Origin of the sequence: Salinimicrobium gaetbulicola (assembly GCF_042676025.1) — a bacterium.
Classification (GTDB): domain Bacteria; phylum Bacteroidota; class Bacteroidia; order Flavobacteriales; family Flavobacteriaceae; genus Salinimicrobium; species Salinimicrobium gaetbulicola.
This window is the reverse complement of the sequence record NZ_JBHTJP010000035.1, coordinates 136,311-154,551: the sequence shown is the minus strand read 5'-3', so window position 1 is coordinate 154,551 and position 18,241 is coordinate 136,311. Positions and strand designations below refer to the sequence as shown.

General features: G+C 39.1%; 13 protein-coding genes. 12 read left to right on the top strand and 1 reads right to left on the bottom strand.

The features are described from left to right. Positions 1-410: 410 nt before the first annotated feature. The 11 genes from ACFQ1G_RS09995 (at position 411) to ACFQ1G_RS09945 (ending at position 15,867) form a co-directional block, all read left to right on the top strand. Complete coding sequence (locus ACFQ1G_RS09995; protein ID WP_380739150.1) at positions 411-1,754, top strand: hypothetical protein; 1,344 nt, start codon at positions 411-413, stop codon at positions 1,752-1,754. Positions 1,755-1,831: 77 nt separating this feature from the next. Further along, a complete protein-coding gene (locus tag ACFQ1G_RS09990) occupies positions 1,832-5,305 on the top strand; it encodes a hypothetical protein (protein WP_380739148.1) in 3,474 nt (1,157 codons plus the stop codon). Between the two features lies 1 nt (position 5,306). Beyond that, positions 5,307-6,605, top strand: coding sequence for a glycosyl hydrolase family 17 protein (locus tag ACFQ1G_RS09985; protein WP_380739147.1), 1,299 nt, complete (start codon positions 5,307-5,309; stop codon positions 6,603-6,605). Positions 6,606-6,632: 27 nt separating this feature from the next. Beyond that, positions 6,633-8,129 (top strand): glycoside hydrolase family 30 protein, encoded by a 1,497-nt coding sequence (locus ACFQ1G_RS09980; protein WP_380739145.1) that lies wholly within the window; start codon positions 6,633-6,635, stop codon positions 8,127-8,129. A gap of 36 nt (positions 8,130-8,165) precedes the next feature. Further along, entirely contained in the window at positions 8,166-9,728 is a 1,563-nt protein-coding gene (locus ACFQ1G_RS09975) for an MFS transporter (RefSeq protein ID WP_380739143.1), read from the top strand. Between the two features lie 24 nt (positions 9,729-9,752). Beyond that, on the top strand, positions 9,753-10,661 hold the full coding sequence (locus ACFQ1G_RS09970; protein WP_380739141.1) for a glycoside hydrolase family 17 protein: 909 nt from the start codon (positions 9,753-9,755) through the stop codon (positions 10,659-10,661). 41 nt (positions 10,662-10,702) lie between these two features. Beyond that, the gene (locus ACFQ1G_RS09965; RefSeq protein ID WP_380739139.1) at positions 10,703-11,647 is read left to right on the top strand and encodes a glycoside hydrolase family 17 protein; all 945 of its coding nucleotides are present in this window, start codon (positions 10,703-10,705) and stop codon (positions 11,645-11,647) included. A 311-nt stretch (positions 11,648-11,958) separates the two neighbouring features. Continuing rightward, positions 11,959-14,235, top strand: coding sequence for a beta-glucosidase BglX (bglX, locus tag ACFQ1G_RS09960; protein WP_380739137.1), 2,277 nt, complete (start codon positions 11,959-11,961; stop codon positions 14,233-14,235). A 3-nt stretch (positions 14,236-14,238) separates the two neighbouring features. Further along, on the top strand, positions 14,239-15,000 hold the full coding sequence (locus ACFQ1G_RS09955; protein ID WP_380739135.1) for a glycoside hydrolase family 16 protein: 762 nt from the start codon (positions 14,239-14,241) through the stop codon (positions 14,998-15,000). Beyond that, on the top strand, positions 14,997-15,620 hold the full coding sequence (locus tag ACFQ1G_RS09950; protein WP_380739134.1) for a glycoside hydrolase family 16 protein: 624 nt from the start codon (positions 14,997-14,999) through the stop codon (positions 15,618-15,620). Before ACFQ1G_RS09955 ends, ACFQ1G_RS09950 begins: the two co-directional genes overlap by 4 nt. A gap of 37 nt (positions 15,621-15,657) precedes the next feature. Next, entirely contained in the window at positions 15,658-15,867 is a 210-nt protein-coding gene (locus ACFQ1G_RS09945) for a hypothetical protein (RefSeq protein ID WP_380739132.1), read from the top strand. A 99-nt stretch (positions 15,868-15,966) separates the two neighbouring features. Here ACFQ1G_RS09945 and ACFQ1G_RS09940 read toward each other — a convergent pair whose 3' ends face one another. Next, positions 15,967-16,416, bottom strand: coding sequence for a nucleoside deaminase (locus ACFQ1G_RS09940; RefSeq protein WP_380739130.1), 450 nt, complete (start codon positions 16,414-16,416; stop codon positions 15,967-15,969). Between the two features lie 38 nt (positions 16,417-16,454). Here ACFQ1G_RS09940 and ACFQ1G_RS09935 point away from each other — a divergent pair, with 38 nt between their 5' ends. Continuing rightward, positions 16,455-18,233 (top strand): 1-deoxy-D-xylulose-5-phosphate synthase, encoded by a 1,779-nt coding sequence (locus ACFQ1G_RS09935; RefSeq protein WP_380739128.1) that lies wholly within the window; start codon positions 16,455-16,457, stop codon positions 18,231-18,233. The last annotated feature ends 8 nt before the right edge of the window (positions 18,234-18,241 follow it).

The window sequence follows — 18,241 nt, the reverse complement described above, 5'->3', positions numbered from 1 at the left end:
GAAATTAAGGGCAGGCTAGTTAGATGCTTTAGGGTCTGTGCGTTTAAGTTCAAACTCTAAGCTTTTTAAAGAATAATAGGTGCAATTTAATAGTCCAACATTCTAAAGGCAGATCTGTACGAATTACAATTGAGAGGGCGGTATGTTCGTAGATTGCTAAGAATCGGCATTTCCATTGCATTTTAGAGCTTTTGAATTTCATTTCTAAACACAACAAGCACCTCTTGTACTACAACATTACCCATACAATTGTCAAAGTTTTAGTATAACTTATAATTTGTTAAAGTTTTCTAAAATCCCATTTGTGAGGGCTTTCGAAATAAACTTGATAATGAAAGCCATTTTAATTAGGATGTATACATTTTGTTGGGGCATATTTTATTGAATTCTGAATTATTGATAATAAATTTATGATCAATCAGATTAAGATGCTTATCATCCGTCATACACTACTATATCTCTTCCTCTTTTTTGGACTGAACCCAATTTTTGCACAAGCTAATTTGGTCGAAATTTTATCCGAAGAAGATGGCGTGAAGATGATTGTAGATGGAGATGAAATGATGATAAATGGAATGAATTGGGATTATTTTCCAATTGGAACTAATTATTCCTTTAATCTATGGGATCAATCTGATGAATTTATTGAGTCCGTTCTTGATTATGAAATGGCTTTACTTCAAAATATGGGTGTTAACACCATACGGGTGTATACCGGTATTCAGCCTAAATGGATTCAATATATCTACGAAAATTATGGGATCTTTACCATGCTTAACCATTCTTATGGTCGCTACGGTTTAGAGATTCAAGGCGAATGGATCGCAAAAACCGATTATGCAGATCCAAGGACCAAAGAAGTATTGCTTGCTGAAGTTTCTCAAATGGCAAGTATATATAAAGACACTCCCGGACTGTTACTGTTTCTTCTAGGTAACGAAAATAATTATGGTCTTTTTTGGGAAGGAGCCGAAACCGAAGACATTCCCGTTGACACTCAAAGCACCGAAGAATCGGCTCGTGCTTTATACAGATTATTCAACGAAGGAATTTTGGCAATGAAGGAAGTTGACAGCCAACATCCCATAGCTATATGCAACGGAGATCTTCAATTTCTTAATATTATAAAAGAAGAGTGTCTGGCTATGGACATTTTTGGTGCTAACATATATCGAGGTGTTTCTTTTGGAGACACTTTTCAACAAGTTAAAGAAGTATTGAATAAACCTGTATTACTAACAGAATTTGGTGCAGATGCATTTGATGTTCTTGAGAAAAAGGAAGATCAGAAATCTCAAGCCTATTATCTATTGGGTAATTGGAAAGAGATTTATCAAAACGCTGCAGGCCTGGGAAAGGCAGGGAACTCTTTAGGCGGATTTACTTTTCAATTTAGCGATGGATGGTGGAAGTATGGGCAAACGGTCAATTTGTCTGTGCAGGATGATCATGCCTCATGGTCAAATGGAGGCTATAAAAATGATTTCCGTGAAGGGTTGAATAATATGAATGAAGAATGGTTTGGGATTTGTGCCAAAGGCCCTTCAGATGGAAATCAACGCTACCATCTTTATCCCAGAGCCGCTTATTACGCGCTTACAAAAGTGCATGAATATAATCCTTATAAAAGATCTGCCTGTATTGAAGGTTTAGAAGACCATTTTAATAAAATAAATATAATGGGAGCAGTTTTAGAGGCTAGATCAGATAGTAATGCTCTCAAATTTGAAAGAATAATAAAAGAAAATAATTAGATGTTGAAAGGTAGGTTAAGGAGATATGTATAAGCCAAGGCCTATTTAAGATAGATGAAAATTTAATGCAAGAATTGATGAGTAAGAGAGAGATTTTTATAGGCGACTGCAAAGCTAATTTTGGAAAAAAGGAGATTGCCGGAGAATTGGTTCAAATTGAAAATGAAAATTACTATAAGATATCGAATAGCGACGCCATGCGTCCTTTCTTTATGAGTATAGTGAGTGATTCCAATCACTGGATGTTTATTTCCAGTAATGGCGGATTGACAGCAGGAAGACAGAATGCTCAAAGCGCTTTGTTTCCTTATTATACAGATGATAAAATCACTGAATTATCTGAAATAACAGGTAATAAGACAATTTTCCTTGTAGATGTGGAGGGAAAAATACAATTATGGGAACCGTTTTCTGACAGATTTAAGGGAAGTTATTCCCTTCAAAGAAATCTTTACAAAAATGCTTACGGTAACAAAGTGATTTTTGAAGAGGTAAATGAAGACCTTGGCCTGACTTTCAGATATCAGTGGAGTTCAAGTGATAAATATGGATTTGTAAAAAGATCCAGGCTTATCAACAACTCTTCTAAAGCTTCGAAAGTATCATTTGTTGATGGGATTCAAAACATTCTGCCTTACGGAGTAGGAAGTGATCTTCAAAACAGTGTAAGTAACCTGGTTGATGCCTACAAAAAGAATGAACTTGAAACCGAATCTGGTTTAGGGATCTTTGCCCTGAGTGCAATTATTGTTGACAAGGCTGAGCCTAGTGAAGCGCTTAAAGCCACTGTAGCATGGTCTTTAGGATTGGAAAACCCTGTTCATTTAGTATCCTCCCTTCAGCTTAATAACTTCAGGGAAGGAATAGATATCCAGGAAGAAACAGATGTAAGAGCAGAGAAAGGTGCTTACTTTGTTCATGACACGCTTAATTTGGCTGGAAATGCTGAAAAGGAATGGTTGATCGTTGCAGATGTAAATAAAAACCATGCAGCGATTGCTACTATAGAAAAGGCTATTAAAGAAGATACCGGGTTATATGATTCAGTTAATGAAGATATAGAATCTGGGACAAAGAAATTGATAGAGCTTGTAAATGCTTCAGATGGGGTTCAGGCTACTGCAGATACTTTTAAAGACACTAGACATTTCGCCAATACGCTCTTTAATATAATGCGGGGTGGAATATTTGATAATAACTATCAAATTGAAAAGTGGGATTTTAAAGATTACCTTAAAAAAGCAAATCTTAATGTTTATAAGGCATCTGCCAAATTAATAAATGAGCTTCCTTCAGAATTCACGCATTCAGAATTAAAAGCTATTGCCGAGAAAACTGAAGATAAAGATTTTAAGAGACTGGCTTTTGAGTACATGCCACTTAAGTTTAGTCGTCGTCACGGAGATCCTAGTAGGCCTTGGAATAAATTCTCTATAAATACCCGTAATGAGAACGATGGATCAAAGATCCTTGATTATGAAGGTAACTGGAGAGATATTTTCCAGAACTGGGAGGTGTTGTCACGATCTTACCCGGAATTTATTGAGAGCATGATCCATAAATTCCTGAATGCTACAACTTTTGACGGGTACAACCCATATAGAGTTACAAAAGGAGGATTTGACTGGGAAACAATTGAGCCTGATAATCCATGGTCATATATTGGATATTGGGGAGATCACCAGATAATCTACTTGCTTAAATTCTTAGAATTTATGGAAGAGGTTTCTCCTAATAAATTATCGGAGTACTTCAATGAAGATATTTTTGTCTACGCCAATGTGCCATACAAGATAAAGACCTATCAGGATATTTTAAAGAATCCTAAGGACACAATCGAATTCGATACTGATCTTGACCTTAAAATAAGAGATAGACGCCATGAATTAGGAGCAGATGCGACCTTATTGACAGATAAGAACAATGAGCTTTATAGAGTAAACTTTATAGAGAAAATATTGGCTACCCTTCTTGCTAAGATCTCTAACTTTATTCCTGAAGCCGGAATTTGGTTGAATACTCAAAGACCAGAATGGAATGATGCTAACAATGCCCTTGTTGGGAATGGGGTCTCCATGGTCACTCTCTACTACATAAGACGATTTCTAAGCTTCATGGAGGAGATTCTTAATAAATCTTCTGTAGAAGATACAATGATCTCAGAAGATCTGTTGGTGTTCTTTAATAAAGTGAAATCAACTTTAGAGGACCATAAAAACTTGTTGTCTGGAAATATTTCCGATAAGGAAAGAAAAACAGTACTTGATGGACTTGCACAAGCTGCAAGTGACTATAGGTCTAAAGTTTATACTGAATCTTTCTCAGGTGAAAAATCAACTGTATCCCTTTCAGATCTAAAAGACTTTGTAACTACAACTTTAGCTTTTGTAGATCACACGATCAAAGCCAACAAGAGAGAAGATGAGCTTTACCACGCTTACAATTTGATGACTCTTGAGAACGAAGAAGAAATTTCCATTTCTTACTTGGCCGAGATGTTGGAAGGGCAGGTTGCAGTACTAAGTTCCGGTTATTTAAATTCTGAAGAAGGTCTGAAAGTTTTAAATAGCTTAAAGAACAGCAAACTCTTCCGTAAGGATCAGTACAGTTATATTCTGTATCCGAACAAACAATTAGCTCGTTTTACAGTTAAAAACACCATTCCCGAATCTGCAGTAGAAAATTCAGAATTAATGCAAAAATTAATTCAGGATGGCAATACTCAGATCGTCCAAAAAGATGTGAATGGAGAAACTCATTTCAATGGTAGTTTTAATAATAAAAGAAGCCTGGAGGAGGCATTAGATAAGCTGGCAGAAGAACAGTATAGCGAACTGATAGAAAAAGAAAGGTCACTTCTTTTAAAAGCTTTTGAACAGGTCTTCAATCATAAAGCATTTACTGGTAGATCTGGAACTTTCTATGGTTATGAAGGTTTAGGTTCTATTTACTGGCATATGGTTTCAAAGTTATTACTGGCCGTTCAGGAAACCTGTATTAGAGCTATAAATGAAGACGCAAGCCCAGAGATCGTAGGTGGCCTGTTAGAGCATTACTATGAAATCAATGAAGGTATTGGCGTTCATAAAGATCCTAAGCTTTACGGAGCGTTTCCAACAGATCCTTACTCTCACACTCCTGCAGGAAAAGGTGCGCAGCAACCGGGAATGACGGGACAGGTGAAGGAGGATATCCTGAGCAGATTTGGAGAACTGGGAGTTTTTGTGAAGAACGGTCAATTGTACTTCCACCCAGGTTTATTGAAAAAAGATGAGTTCTTAACTGAAGCGGAAACATTTGTTTATGAAACCGTGACTTCAGAGAGCAAAGAAATTAATCTGGAGAAAGGTTCGCTTTGCTACACTATTTGCCAGGTGCCGGTAGTATACAAGAAAGCTCCAAAAGAGGGTGTTGAAGTGAAATTCAATAATGGATCAACAGATCAATTTGATTCTTTAACTCTGGATCCTGCTACCAGCGAGAAAATTTTTAAAAGAACAGGAGAAGTAGATTACCTAACGGTTTATCTCCAAGAAGAGAAATTAAGATAAAATGAAAACTTTCAAGCCCCTTAATGTCTTAGCCTTATTGATTTTAGTTTCTGTCTTGAGTATCGGATGCAAAAATCAGGAAAGCAACGAAGTGAATAAGGAATCTAAAACCAGAACAGAAGTGAATGCAGAAGACATTTTAGGAAATCCGGAGTATTTGGCCATTTCATATGGGGGGTATCGTAAGATGTCTAGAGATTCTCAACCGACCATCAAGGAGTTAAAAGACGATATGATGATCTTATCAGCCATGGGGATCAAAATACTTCGCACCTATAATGTTCAGCTTAAACAAGCACCTAATTTGTTAAAAGCGATTAGTGAGTTGAAGCAAGCAGATCCATCGCTTGAGATGTATGTTATGTTAGGGGCTTGGATAGATTGTGAGAATGCCTGGACGGGTAAAACTCCCAATCATAATAAAGAAAGTGAGGCTAATGCGGCGGAAATTGAAAGAGCCGTCGCATTAGCTAAGCGATATCCCGAAATCGTTAAAGTAATAGCGGTCGGAAATGAAGCTATGGTAAAATGGGCTGCCAGCTATTATGTACAGCCCGATGTTATTTTAAAGTGGGTAACCTACCTCCAGGAAAAAAAGGCTTCCGGGGAATTACCCGAAAAGCTATGGATCACAAGTTCTGATGATTTTGCATCATGGGGAGGAGGCGATCCTCTTTATCATACAGATGACCTTGAAAAACTTTACCATGCAGTAGATTATGTGTCCATGCATACATATCCTTACCACAATTCACACTATAATCCTGAATTCTGGCAAGTTCCGCTAGAGGAGGAAAACCTGGATGACATACAAAAGGTAGATGCGGCAATGCAAAGAGCAGTAGAATTTGCAAAAGCTCAATACAATAGCGTTTCAAACTATATGAAAAGTATTGGTGTTGATAAACCCATACATATTGGTGAAACGGGTTGGGCTACTACTTCTAATGGTTTTTACGGCCCGAAAGGCTCTAAAGCTACCGATCAATATAAACAGGCAAAATATCATAGCATGATAAGAGATTGGACAAATGAGAACAACATCTCTTGCTTTTATTTCGAAGCCTTTAATGAGCGGTGGAAAGACGCCGCGAATCAAAAAGGATCTGAAAATCATTTTGGATTATTTACTATAGACGGGCAGGCAAAATATGCTTTATGGGAACTCGTCGACGCCGGCTTGTTTGATGGGCTTACAAGAAACGGTAACCCAATTACAAAAACCCATGATGGCAACAAGGAGTTATTAATGAAAAATGTCCTTGTACCTCCTTCTAAAAATGAAACAACAATTAACTAAAAATGATTTGTTTAAACACTCTCATATATGAAAACAATCAACCCCCTTTTATGCTTACTATTTACATTGGTGATAATGAGTTGTAATGAGAAAAATAACGATTTAGAGGTTACTATTCTTGAAACCTCTGCAAATGGTAATAAATTAACAGAGATAAAACCAGTTGCAAAAGCAGAAAATTCTTCAAGTGTTAAGATTTTACCCCAGGAAGAGTTCCAGACCATCACCGGTTTTGGAGGTTCATTTACAGAATCTTCAGCTTACCTGCTTAACCAGGTGAGTAAAGAAAACAGGAATAAAGTCCTTGAAGCTTATTTTGGAGAAAGTGGCGCTAAATATTCACTTACCCGTACCCATATGAATTCCTGTGATTTTTCACTAGGTAACTATTCATATGCACCGGTTGAAGATGATATGGAGTTAGAGCATTTTTCTATAGATGAAGATCGGGAAGATATTATTCCAATGATAAAAGATGCGATGGCGGTATCTAAGGATGGTTTTAAGATCATTTCCTCTCCCTGGACCGCTCCAATTTGGATGAAGGATAATAAGAAATGGGAAGGTGGAAAACTGCTTCCGAAATACAATGACACCTGGGCTTTGTTCTTCTCAAAATACATTGATGCCTATAAGGCTGAAGGAATTGATATTTGGGGCTTTACGGTGGAAAATGAGCCTTTAGGAAACGATAGCAACTGGGAGAGTATGCATTTTTCTCCTGAGGAAATGACCAGTTTTGTGACAAACCATTTAGGCCCAAGGTTGGAAGCTGATAATCACGATGTAAAGATCCTTGGTTATGACCAAAATAGAGAGGAACTACATAAATGGGTAGATGTAATGTATGGGGATGAGACTGCCTCAAAATATTACTCCGGTGCGGCAGTGCATTGGTATGCCAGTACATATGATTACTTCCCTGAGGCCTTGCAATATGCTCATAAAAAGGCCCCGAATAAGCACTTAATTAACTCGGAAGCTTGTGTAGACGCAGAGGTGCCAAAGTGGAAAGATGATAAGTGGTATTGGAGTAAAGAAGCAACTGACTGGGGATTTGACTGGGCTCCGGACGATCAAAAACACTTACATCCGAAATATGCTCCGGTAAACAGATATGCCAGAGACATTATTGGATGCCTTAATAACTATGTAGACGGATGGGTAGACTGGAATATGGTGCTCGACAGGCAGGGAGGACCTAACTGGGCAGAAAACTGGTGCGTAGCTCCGGTATTAGTAGACCCTGAAAAGGATGAGGTTTATTTCACACCTATTTATTATACTTTATCTCATTTTAGTAAATATATAAGGCCCGAAGCAAAACGCATAGGTATAGAGGTGTCAGACGAAGCATTAATGGCCACCGCGGCAAAAAATGTTGACGGGACTATAGCTGTTATTCTATTTAACGAAGGCCCAGAAGAAAAAGTTGTTACCCTGGCACTGGAAGATCAGGAAGTGTCAATTAAAATTAATGGACAAGCTATACAAACAATACTAATTGGGAAATCCCAATCATAAAACGAAAATTTTGAATAATTACAAAACTAAAAACTAATGGCTCAAATTAAAACCCCTGCAAAGGATATTGTACCTACGGGACAAAAAATGGCTTTTGGTGCGGGACATTTAGTTCTCAATCTACTACCCGGAGCCTTGGGCTTCTTTATGTTTTTCTTATTGACCGCCTTTGGCATGGACCCATTTTTAGCCGGGCTATTAGGAGGGCTGCCAAGGATCTTTGACGCGCTTACTGATCCTATAATGGGATTCATTTCAGATAATACTAAATCAAGATGGGGTCGTAGAAGGCCTTATATATTTGTTGGAGCAATACTAAGTGGAATCTTGTTCGCTGTACTATGGCAATTAGATCCTGAGAATAGTGAATTGTTTAACTTCTGGTATTTTTTAATTTTTTCGATGATATTTCTAATTGGGAATACCATGTTCGCAACACCATTGGTGGGTCTGGGTTACGAGATGTCGTCAGATTATAATGAGCGTACCCGTATTATGGCCTTTGGTAATACAATAGGCCAAGTTGCCTGGATGATCGTGCCATGGTTTTGGGTGATCATAGCTGATCCAAATATATTTGAATCTCAGGCAGTAGGAGTAAGGCAACTATCTATTATTGTTGGAGGGATTTGTATGGTTTTGGGAATCTTACCAGCCTTATTCTGTAAAGAGATTGACTCTACTCATATGGAAAATAGAAAGAAAATTTCTTTTAAAACCATGTTTTCGAACCTTAAAGAATTATTTAGGGGAATTGGTCTAATGTCGAAAAACAAACCTTTTATGAAGTTATGTGGCGCCACCTTTTTGGTGTTTAACGGCTTCCAAATCGTTGCGGCTTTCAGTGTATATATTATTGTTTTTTACATGTTTAATGGAAGCTATGGCGCAGCAGGAACATGGCCTGCGTGGTTCTCCAGTATAACAGCTATTATTACTGCATTTGTAGTTATCCCTATTGTTACTGCTATTTCTAATAAATGGGGTAAGCGTGAAGCTTTTATTATTTCAACTTTCCTTTCAATTATTGGGTATATTTTAAAATGGTGGGGCTTTGATGTTACTCTTAACGCAAGATTTAATAATACAGAATTAGGACAAACTCTAAGCAACGGAGTAGCTCATATTTTTGAATTTTTAAATCCATACCTGGAGACAGCGGGGATGACCTGGTTCAGTATTGATGCAAGTCAGGGAATTCCATGGTTAATGTTCATTCCAATCCCATTAATTGCTTTTGGGCTTGGTGGCTTATTCACAATTATGATGAGTATGACCGCAGATGTTTGTGACCTGGATGAGTTAGAGAATGGAATGCCACGTAAAGAAGGGACTTTTGGAGCCATCTATTGGTGGATGGTAAAATTAGGACAGGCTATTGCTTTAGTGTTAGGAGGACTTGTTCTTAAATTGGTAGGTTTTATTTCTGACGCTCCAACTCAAACTGCTGACACAATGGTTAAATTAAGAATTGCAGATATTGCAATTCCGGCAATTACAGCTGCTCTTGCAATCTGGATCATGTGGACTTACAGTCTGAATGAGAAAAGGGCCCGTGAGATCAAAGAAGAACTAATTGATCGAAGAGGAGATATATAATTTCCAATTAAAAACTTTTCACAGATGTCATATAGGAAAGGTCATCATTTTTCCCTGAAAGATTTAAAATTCACAGAGTACGTTGGTGTAGATTTTAGTGAGATGTCTACTGAAGATTTGCGTGACTTGTGGAGAGATACTCTTAAAAATGGAATGCACGGTTTATGCTTCAGTATGTATGAGGATAACCAGAAGCCAGGTGAGACCATTTCAGAATTGCAGGTGAGAAAAAGGATACAGATTATTAAGCCTTACATAAAATGGGTTCGGTCCTTTTCCTGTATTGAAGGAAATGAACATATACCCAGGATCGCACATCAAAATGGGATAAAAACTCTTGTTGGTGCCTGGTTGGGAGATGACCTTGAAAAGAATGAAACTGAAATCGAAAGCCTAATTTCTCTGGCTAAAGAAGGAGTAGTCGATATAGCAGCAGTAGGAAATGAGGTATTATACAGAAAAGAGTTAACTGAAGAACAATTATTGAAATATATTCAGCGTGTAAAGAAAGCTATACCTGAAATTCCTGTAGGATATGTAGATGCCTATTATGAATTTACAGACCACCCTGAAATTGCCGACGCTTGCGATGTTATCCTCTCCAACTGCTACCCTTATTGGGAGGGTTGTGATATAGAGCATTCGCTAAACCATATGCGCCAAATGTATCATCACGCTAAAGACGCTGGAAAAGGGAAAAGGGTTATCATCACCGAAACGGGATGGCCAAGCGAAGGAGGAAGTCTACGCGGCGCACATTCTTCTTCAGAAAATGCTATGAAATATTTTATTAATTCTCAGGTGTGGGCAGATAATCAAAATGTCGAGCTCTTCTATTTCTCATCTTTCGATGAAGGATGGAAAACGGGTACAGAAGGTGATGTTGGAGCTTATTGGGGATTATGGGATAAGAATGGCAACTTAAAATTCTAAGGTAGCTGCTCTTTCCTGTATTTACAGACGAACAAAATTAAATGAACTATACTAAAGCACTAAAAATAGAGCCGGGCAACGCTATTTGCTATTCCGGCTATAGAGAAGGACAGCGACCCGGGGTAGCATACCCTGATTATGACCAGGTGAAGGAAGATCTTCTTATACTTAAGGATCATTGGAAATATATTAGATTATACGATTGCGGCCCTCATTCAGAAACTGTTTTAAAGGTAATAGAAGAGGAGAGGCTGGATCTTAAAGTGATGTTGGGGGCTTATATTGAGGCCGAAATGAATAATTTTGGTTGTCCCTGGGGCGGAACTTATCCAGACGAAGTTTTACAGGAGAATAAAAAGGTGAATCTTAATAAGATTGACAAGCTGATAGGGTTTGCTAACAAATATTCAGATATTATTTTTTCATTATCTGTAGGTAATGAGGCCTGTGTAGATTGGACAGATCATTATGTTCCAGTAGAAAGTGTGATAAAGTATGTTAGGTTAGTGAAAGCCGGAGCCAAACAGCCGGTAACTTTCTGTGAAAATTATGTTCCCTGGCTTCATAAACTAGAACCACTTGTGGCTGAAATAGATTTTATTTCGATCCATACCTATCCTGTTTGGGAATACCAGAATATTTTGAATGCCTTAGAATATACCAAAAGCAATTATTATTCTGTAGCGCATAAATATCCGGATAAGCCGGTAGTTATCACAGAGGCTGGTTGGGCTACGAACTCTAACGGAAGGGGTATTGATCAGGAAAATGTAAATGAGGACTTACAAGATATTTATTACAATGAGCTTGTGGAGTGGAGTAAACAAGATAATATACTCACTTTCGTATTTGAAGCATTTGATGAGCCATGGAAAGGATCTCCAGATCCTAATGAACCCGAAAAGCACTGGGGCTTGTTTAAGGTAGATAGAACTCCAAAGCTCGTAATGCAAAAGATCCTTGAAAAAAATCATCAGAATAACTAACGTTTTTAGCTGGATTTAAAATTACTAATGAAACCTTTTGAGAAATCAGGAGGTTTCTAAGTTTTTAGGATTTATAGTGAATAAACAAACTGGGTTTAATTTACACAGTTAACTGCTTAAAAAATATCCTTAAAACCGAGACAAACAAGATTTGTATCTTTTACTTTTGCTACAAAAGTTCTAAAGCCCTTATGATTTAAGGTTTTTAAATGAGTGAATGAAAGTTGAACTTTTTCAAAGAATGATAATTTCAGTCTAAACATTGAATAATAGAAGACACTTTTTTAAGTGATTCAGAAAATAAAATGATTATGAAGTCTTACAAACTAATCTTAGTGGCGATGGGGATAACTTTTTCAGGAACAGCACAGAATACGGGAATTAAGAGCTCGATTCAAAATGCTGAGGCAAAAGTAGATTCAGTTCTTGCTTTAATGACCCTTGAGGAGAAAGTGGGGCAGCTTGTCCAGTATAATGGGAGTTGGGATCTAACCGGTCCGGCTTCAGAGGTTGGGAATAAAGAAAAGGAAGAGAAACTTAAAAAAGGACTTGTAGGTTCCATGTTGAACGTACTTTCAATTGAAGCCACTACTGAAGCACAAAAGATGGTTATGGAGAACTCCAGACTGAAGATCCCTTTGATGTTTGGGTATGACGTTATTCATGGATATAAAACGATATTCCCAGTGCCGTTAGGAGAAACAGCAAGTTGGGATATGGCAGCAGCCGAAAGATCTGCACAAATTGCCGCTTTAGAATCTGTTGCTGAAGGTGTGAACTGGACCTTTTCTCCTATGATAGATATTTCTAGAGATGCCCGTTGGGGAAGGATCATGGAAGGATCTGGAGAAGATCCGTTTCTTACTTCAAAAGTAGCAGTAGCCAAAGTAAAAGGATATCAGGGAGACGATCTTTCAGATCCAAGAACTATTGCGGCTACCGCTAAGCACTTCGCGGGCTATGGTTTCGCGGAAGCCGGAAGGGAATATAACACTGTTCACGTGGGTGAAAATGAACTTCACAATACCATTTTACCTCCATTTAAGGCTGCAGCCGATGCAGGAGTCGCAACCTTTATGAATTCATTCAATGACCTTGATGGTACTCCTGCGACCGCAAGTAAAATGCTCCAAAGGGAAATTCTCAAAGAGAAATGGGATTTCCAGGGATTTGTAATAACAGATTGGGGTACTATTGCAGAACTGGTAACACATGGTCTTGCCCGGGATAGAAAACATGCCTCTGAAATAGCTATAAAAGCAGGTAGCGATATGGACATGGAAGGTAGAGCCTATGAGGTGGGGCTTGTTGAACTTGTTGAGGAAGGAAAAGTGGAGGAAGCTCTAATTGATGATGCCGTTCGACGTGTGCTGCGGGTGAAGTTTAAACTGGGGCTTTTTGACGATCCGTATTTGTATTCCAATCCTGAAACCCAATTGCAAATTGATTATGACCAACACCTCAGGGAAGCTAGAGATATAGCTAAGAAATCAATTGTTTTACTCAAGAATGAAAAGCAATTATTGCCTATAAAATCTTCAGTTAAGAAAATTGCTGTGATCGGTCCATTGGCTAACGATAAAGACAGTCCAATTGGCAATTGGAGAGCTCAGGGAGAACCAAATTCAGCGGTATCACTTTTAGAAGGTTTGAAAAATGCCGTAGGCAAAGATGTTAAAGTCACTTACGCCAAAGGCGCGGATCTTGGAATGGGCGAAAGGAGCTTTATGAAACCTTTAAAAATCAACACAACCGATAAATCGGGGTTTGAGGAGGCTGTTGAAAAAGCTAAAAATGCAGAGCTGGTCATCATGGCGCTTGGAGAAGACGCTTTCCAGACCGGGGAGGGCAGAAGTCAGGTCAATATCGATCTTCCGGGGGTACAGCAGGAGCTGCTGGAAGCTGTTTATAAGGTCAATAAGAACGTAATCCTGGTTTTATTCAATGGTAGGCCGTTAGAAATTACCTGGGCTTCAGAAAATATTCCGGCTATTGTGGAAGCCTGGTTATTAGGGTCAGAAAGTGGAAATGCCATTGCAGATGTACTTTTTGGAAAGTATAATCCCTCTGGAAAGTTACCGGTATCATTCCCGCGTGCAGTTGGACAGGAGCCGCTTTACTATAATCAAAAAAATACAGGAAGACCTGCAAACCCTGTAGAAGTAACCTATTCGGGCTACCAGGATGTACAAAAGGATGCCCTGTATCCGTTTGGATTTGGGTTGAGCTATACAACCTTTGAATATGGAGATTTGAAGCTTTCTTCAGATGAAATGGATCAAAACGGCGAAATTATTGTTAGTATTGCTTTGACCAACACGGGTGAAGTTGCCGGAAAAGAAGTCGTTCAGTTATATCTAAGAGATATGGTGGCAAGCACCACCCGCCCAATTAAGGAGCTGAAAGCTTTTGAAATGGTAGAGCTTAATCCGGGGGAAACAAAAGAAATATCTTTCAATATAACAAATGAGATGCTTGAATTTTATAATGCCGATAAGAAATGGACTTCCGAAGAAGGTGTTTTCAAAATAATGGTTGGAGGAAATTCAAGAGATCTTCAGGAGGCTGAGTTTTACTTGAAAAAATAGAAAATGATAAGAACAAGATTTTACATACTGAGCATAATCACATTAATATCTTTTAAAGTGAATGCGCAGGTTATCTTCGAAGAAAATTTCGATGGGAACCAGCTGAATATGGATCACTGGAATTATGAGGAAGGTGATGGCTGTCCCGGTAATTGCGGTTGGGGTAACAGAGAATTACAAATCTATGATCGAAACTATGTTGAGGTTAAAGATGGTAATCTTGTGATCACTGCGGTTAAGAAGGGGGATAAGTATTTCTCTGGAAAGATCAATTCGAAAGACAGAGTGGAAATCTTGTATGGCGAGATTGAGGTAAGGGCGAAAGTAGCTCAGGGAAAAGGCCTATGGCCTGCCGTATGGATGTTAGGTTGTGATATTGATGAAGTTAGTTGGCCTGCTGCCGGGGAGATTGATATTATGGAGTATGTTGGTAAGGAACCGCAGCGAGTTTTTACATCCCTTCACACTCCTGCCAGTCATGGCAACACAATTAACACCAAAAAAGTTTTCATTGAAGACATAGAAGAGGGTTTCCATATTTATAAGGCGGTTTGGACTGAAAAAAGTATCGAGTTTTTTATAGACGGAAATTCGGTTTATAAATTCATCCCTGAAAAATATGATGATGAACACTATCCATACAGGAAGCCTTTCTATTTCCTGATCAATATGGCAATAGGCGGAAGCTTTGGTGGTCCGGAAGTTGATGATTCAATTTTTCCGAAGAAGTTTTATGTAGACTATATAAAGGTGACCAAATTATGAAAAGCAGATCAACGGTTATCTTTTTAGTATTAGTGTTGCTCACATCTGGAATTAGTTATTCGCAGGAATACCAGGCTGCGAAAAGCACAGACACCTTATTCTTTGATGATTTCTCCGGAAGTTCTCTTGACAGAGAAAAGTGGAATGTTGTTGGCCCTAATTTTTGGGTGAATAACGAACAGCAGGTTTATGTGGATTCTGCTGCGACTATTTTTAATGTCATAAATGAAGACGCTAAAGGTGTCGAAAATGCGCTGGTGCTTAAAGCACTTTATAGTCCCGATTTTATAACCTACAAAGGGAAGGATTTCAATTTCATCTCCGGAAGGATCAATACTAAGAACAAGGTAATGTTTACATATGGTACCGCTGCTGCTCGTATGAAATTACCGGAAGGTTCGGGTTTTTGGCCGGCTTTCTGGGCTTTGGGAGTCGGGAAATGGCCGGATACCGGGGAGATAGATATAATGGAATATGTAGGGGAAACAGATTGGATTGGAGTGGCTTTACATGGACCGGGCTACTTTAGGGAAACTCCGCTGGTGAATAAATACTTCTTTCCGGAAGGGAAAGATGCGACCGATTGGCATGTATATTCAGTTGACTGGACTCGCATTTAAGGTCGATGGTCGTTTGATATACCGAGTAACGAAACCTATGGTGGAACATTATGGAGAATGGGCCTTTGATAACCCTAAATTTTTGATCTTAAATCTTGCCGTTGGAGGAGCGTATCCCTTTAAAACAAATGGCGTGGAAGAACCCTACAACGGACTTCCGGCCTCAACCGTAGATCTGATCAAGGAAGGAAAAGCAGAAGTACTTGTAGACTGGGTGCTAATTACTCAAAAGAATAAACAAAATTAATTCAAGATCCCTTTTCGAAAACGCTGTTTTTGGAAAGGATCTTTTTAAATTAAAGATTATCCTGGCTCGCCACTTTAGAAACTTAGTGATCCAGCGTCTTTAATTAAGGTTTCTTCTTTCAATAAAGAATCGCTTCAAAAGCTCTGAAGCTTCCTCCTCTAAAATGCCATTTATCACCTTCGTTTTAGGATGTAGCTTGGCTCCCATTTTTCGATAACCTCTTGCAGGGTCTTCCGCAGCGAAAACCAGGTTTGAGATCTGGCTCCAATATAGTGCTCCGGCACACATCTGGCAGGGTTCGAGGGTGACGTACATGGTACAGTCAATGAGATATTTTCCTCCCAGCGAATTAGCAGCGGCCGTAATAGCCTGCATTTCGGCGTGGGCGGTCACGTCATTGAGGAGTTCGGTGAGGTTATGTCCTCGGGCGATGATCTGTTGATTGGCAACAATTACCACCCCCACAGGGATCTCTCCTTTTTCGTATGCGAGTTCTGCCTCTTCCAAAGCCTTCCGCATAAAATAGCTGTCGTCAAATACTAATTGCATATTCAAAAATACAATTTCAAAATGTACCTTTGCTTTTTATGGCCGAAAGTATTCTACAAACCATCAATTCTCCAGCTGATCTTCGCAGACTTCCTGCGGAAAAGTTAACGCAACTGGCTGCGGAATTGCGCCGGTTTATCATTGAGATCGTTGCCACCAAAGAAGGGCATTTGGGTGCCAGTCTTGGAGTGGTGGAATTGACCATAGCCCTGCATTATATTTTTAACACTCCTGAAGATCTCCTGGTTTGGGATGTTGGGCATCAGGCCTATGGTCATAAGATCCTAACGGGAAGACGTGATGTCTTCCACACCAATCGGCAATTAAACGGCATTAGCGGCTTTCCTAAGAGAAGTGAAAGTGAATATGACACCTTTGGGGTAGGGCATTCTTCCACGGCCATCTCTGCAGCTCTGGGAATGGCTATTGCCTCGGGACTAAAAGGGGAAAAGAACAAACAACATATTGCTGTTGTTGGAGATGCTTCCATTGCCAGCGGAATGGCTTTTGAAGGCCTGAATCATGCCGGAGTGACCGATGCCAATCTCCTGATCGTGCTTAATGATAATTCAATAGGGATTGATCCTAGTGTAGGAGCGCTAAAAGATTATCTTATAAAAGCTACGGTAGGGCATAAACCGGCCCAGGCTAATATCATTGAAGCCTTGAATTTTCAATACTTCGGTCCGGTGGATGGTCATGACCTCCCCAGTCTTCTGAAAGTTTTTGAAAAACTGAAACATATAAACGGACCCAAATTTCTGCATGTAATTACCAAAAAAGGGAAGGGGCTTCAAAAGGCTGAAGAAGACCAGGTAAAATATCATGCTCCTGGTAAATTCATTCCCGATACCGGAGAATTACTTCCTTATGATACGACTGATCTTTCTTTGAAATTTCAGGACGTCTTCGGGTTGACATTGGTAGAGCTTGCTGAGAAGAATGAAAAAATTATTGGGATTACCCCTGCCATGCCTACGGGTAGTTCTTTAAAATATATGATGGATGCCTTTCCTGAAAGGGCATTTGATGTGGGCATCGCCGAACAACACTCGGTTACTCTTGCGGCCGGGATGGCTACACAAGGATTTACCGTCTTTTGTGCGATCTATTCCACTTTCCTGCAAAGGGCATATGACCAGGTGATCCATGACGTTGCCTTACAAAACTTACCGGTGATCTTTTGTCTTGACAGGGCGGGACTTGTTGGAGAGGATGGCGCCACCCATCACGGGGTTTTTGACATTGCCTTTTTGCGGTGCATCCCTAATATGAGCATTTTTTCACCGCTCGATGAGGTAGAGCTGAGAAATATGCTATATACCACCCAGGAAAATAAACCGGATGGGCCATTAGCCATTCGTTATCCTCGCGGTCGTGGATTCCGGAAAGAATGGGAACTTCCTTTTGAGATCATAAATTTTGGTAAAGGACGGTGTTTAAAGGAAGGAACAGATCTCGCGATCTTAAGTTTTGGGGCTATTGGCCAAAATGCAATGGAAGCCATTGAGAATATTTCCGAAAAGGAAAAAATCGCTCATTACGACATGCGTTTTGCGAAGCCGCTGGATGAAGATTTGCTTCATACTATCTTTCAGAAGTTCAGAAACATAGTGACTTTAGAGGATGGAACAATTAACGGAGGATTTGGGTCGGCGATTCTTGAATTTGCTCAAAGAAATAAGTATTTTGTGCCCGTGAAAGTTTTAGGAGTACCTGACTGTTTTATTGACCATGGTAAAGTAACTGAATTGCAAGAAATTGCAAAAATTGACGTTAGTAACTTAAGTGCAACCTTTATTTCACTTTTAAAATAATTTTATAA

What these genes read in the sequence shown, in the direction of transcription:
- ACFQ1G_RS09950 (WP_380739134.1), top strand. Translation starts at nt 14,997, where the DNA reads ATGAAAAGCAGATCAACGGTTATCTTTTTAGTATTAGTGTTGCTCACA.
- ACFQ1G_RS09955 (WP_380739135.1), top strand. Translation starts at nt 14,239, where the DNA reads ATGATAAGAACAAGATTTTACATACTGAGCATAATCACATTAATATCT.
- ACFQ1G_RS09940 (WP_380739130.1), bottom strand. Translation starts at nt 16,416, where the DNA reads ATGCAATTAGTATTTGACGACAGCTATTTTATGCGGAAGGCTTTGGAA.
- bglX (WP_380739137.1), top strand. Translation starts at nt 11,959, where the DNA reads ATGAAGTCTTACAAACTAATCTTAGTGGCGATGGGGATAACTTTTTCA.
- ACFQ1G_RS09985 (WP_380739147.1), top strand. Translation starts at nt 5,307, where the DNA reads ATGAAAACTTTCAAGCCCCTTAATGTCTTAGCCTTATTGATTTTAGTT.
- ACFQ1G_RS09970 (WP_380739141.1), top strand. Translation starts at nt 9,753, where the DNA reads ATGTCATATAGGAAAGGTCATCATTTTTCCCTGAAAGATTTAAAATTC.
- ACFQ1G_RS09945 (WP_380739132.1), top strand. Translation starts at nt 15,658, where the DNA reads ATGGTGGAACATTATGGAGAATGGGCCTTTGATAACCCTAAATTTTTG.
- ACFQ1G_RS09975 (WP_380739143.1), top strand. Translation starts at nt 8,166, where the DNA reads ATGGCTCAAATTAAAACCCCTGCAAAGGATATTGTACCTACGGGACAA.
- ACFQ1G_RS09965 (WP_380739139.1), top strand. Translation starts at nt 10,703, where the DNA reads ATGAACTATACTAAAGCACTAAAAATAGAGCCGGGCAACGCTATTTGC.
- ACFQ1G_RS09995 (WP_380739150.1), top strand. Translation starts at nt 411, where the DNA reads ATGATCAATCAGATTAAGATGCTTATCATCCGTCATACACTACTATAT.
- ACFQ1G_RS09980 (WP_380739145.1), top strand. Translation starts at nt 6,633, where the DNA reads ATGAAAACAATCAACCCCCTTTTATGCTTACTATTTACATTGGTGATA.
- ACFQ1G_RS09990 (WP_380739148.1), top strand. Translation starts at nt 1,832, where the DNA reads ATGAGTAAGAGAGAGATTTTTATAGGCGACTGCAAAGCTAATTTTGGA.
- ACFQ1G_RS09935 (WP_380739128.1), top strand. Translation starts at nt 16,455, where the DNA reads ATGGCCGAAAGTATTCTACAAACCATCAATTCTCCAGCTGATCTTCGC.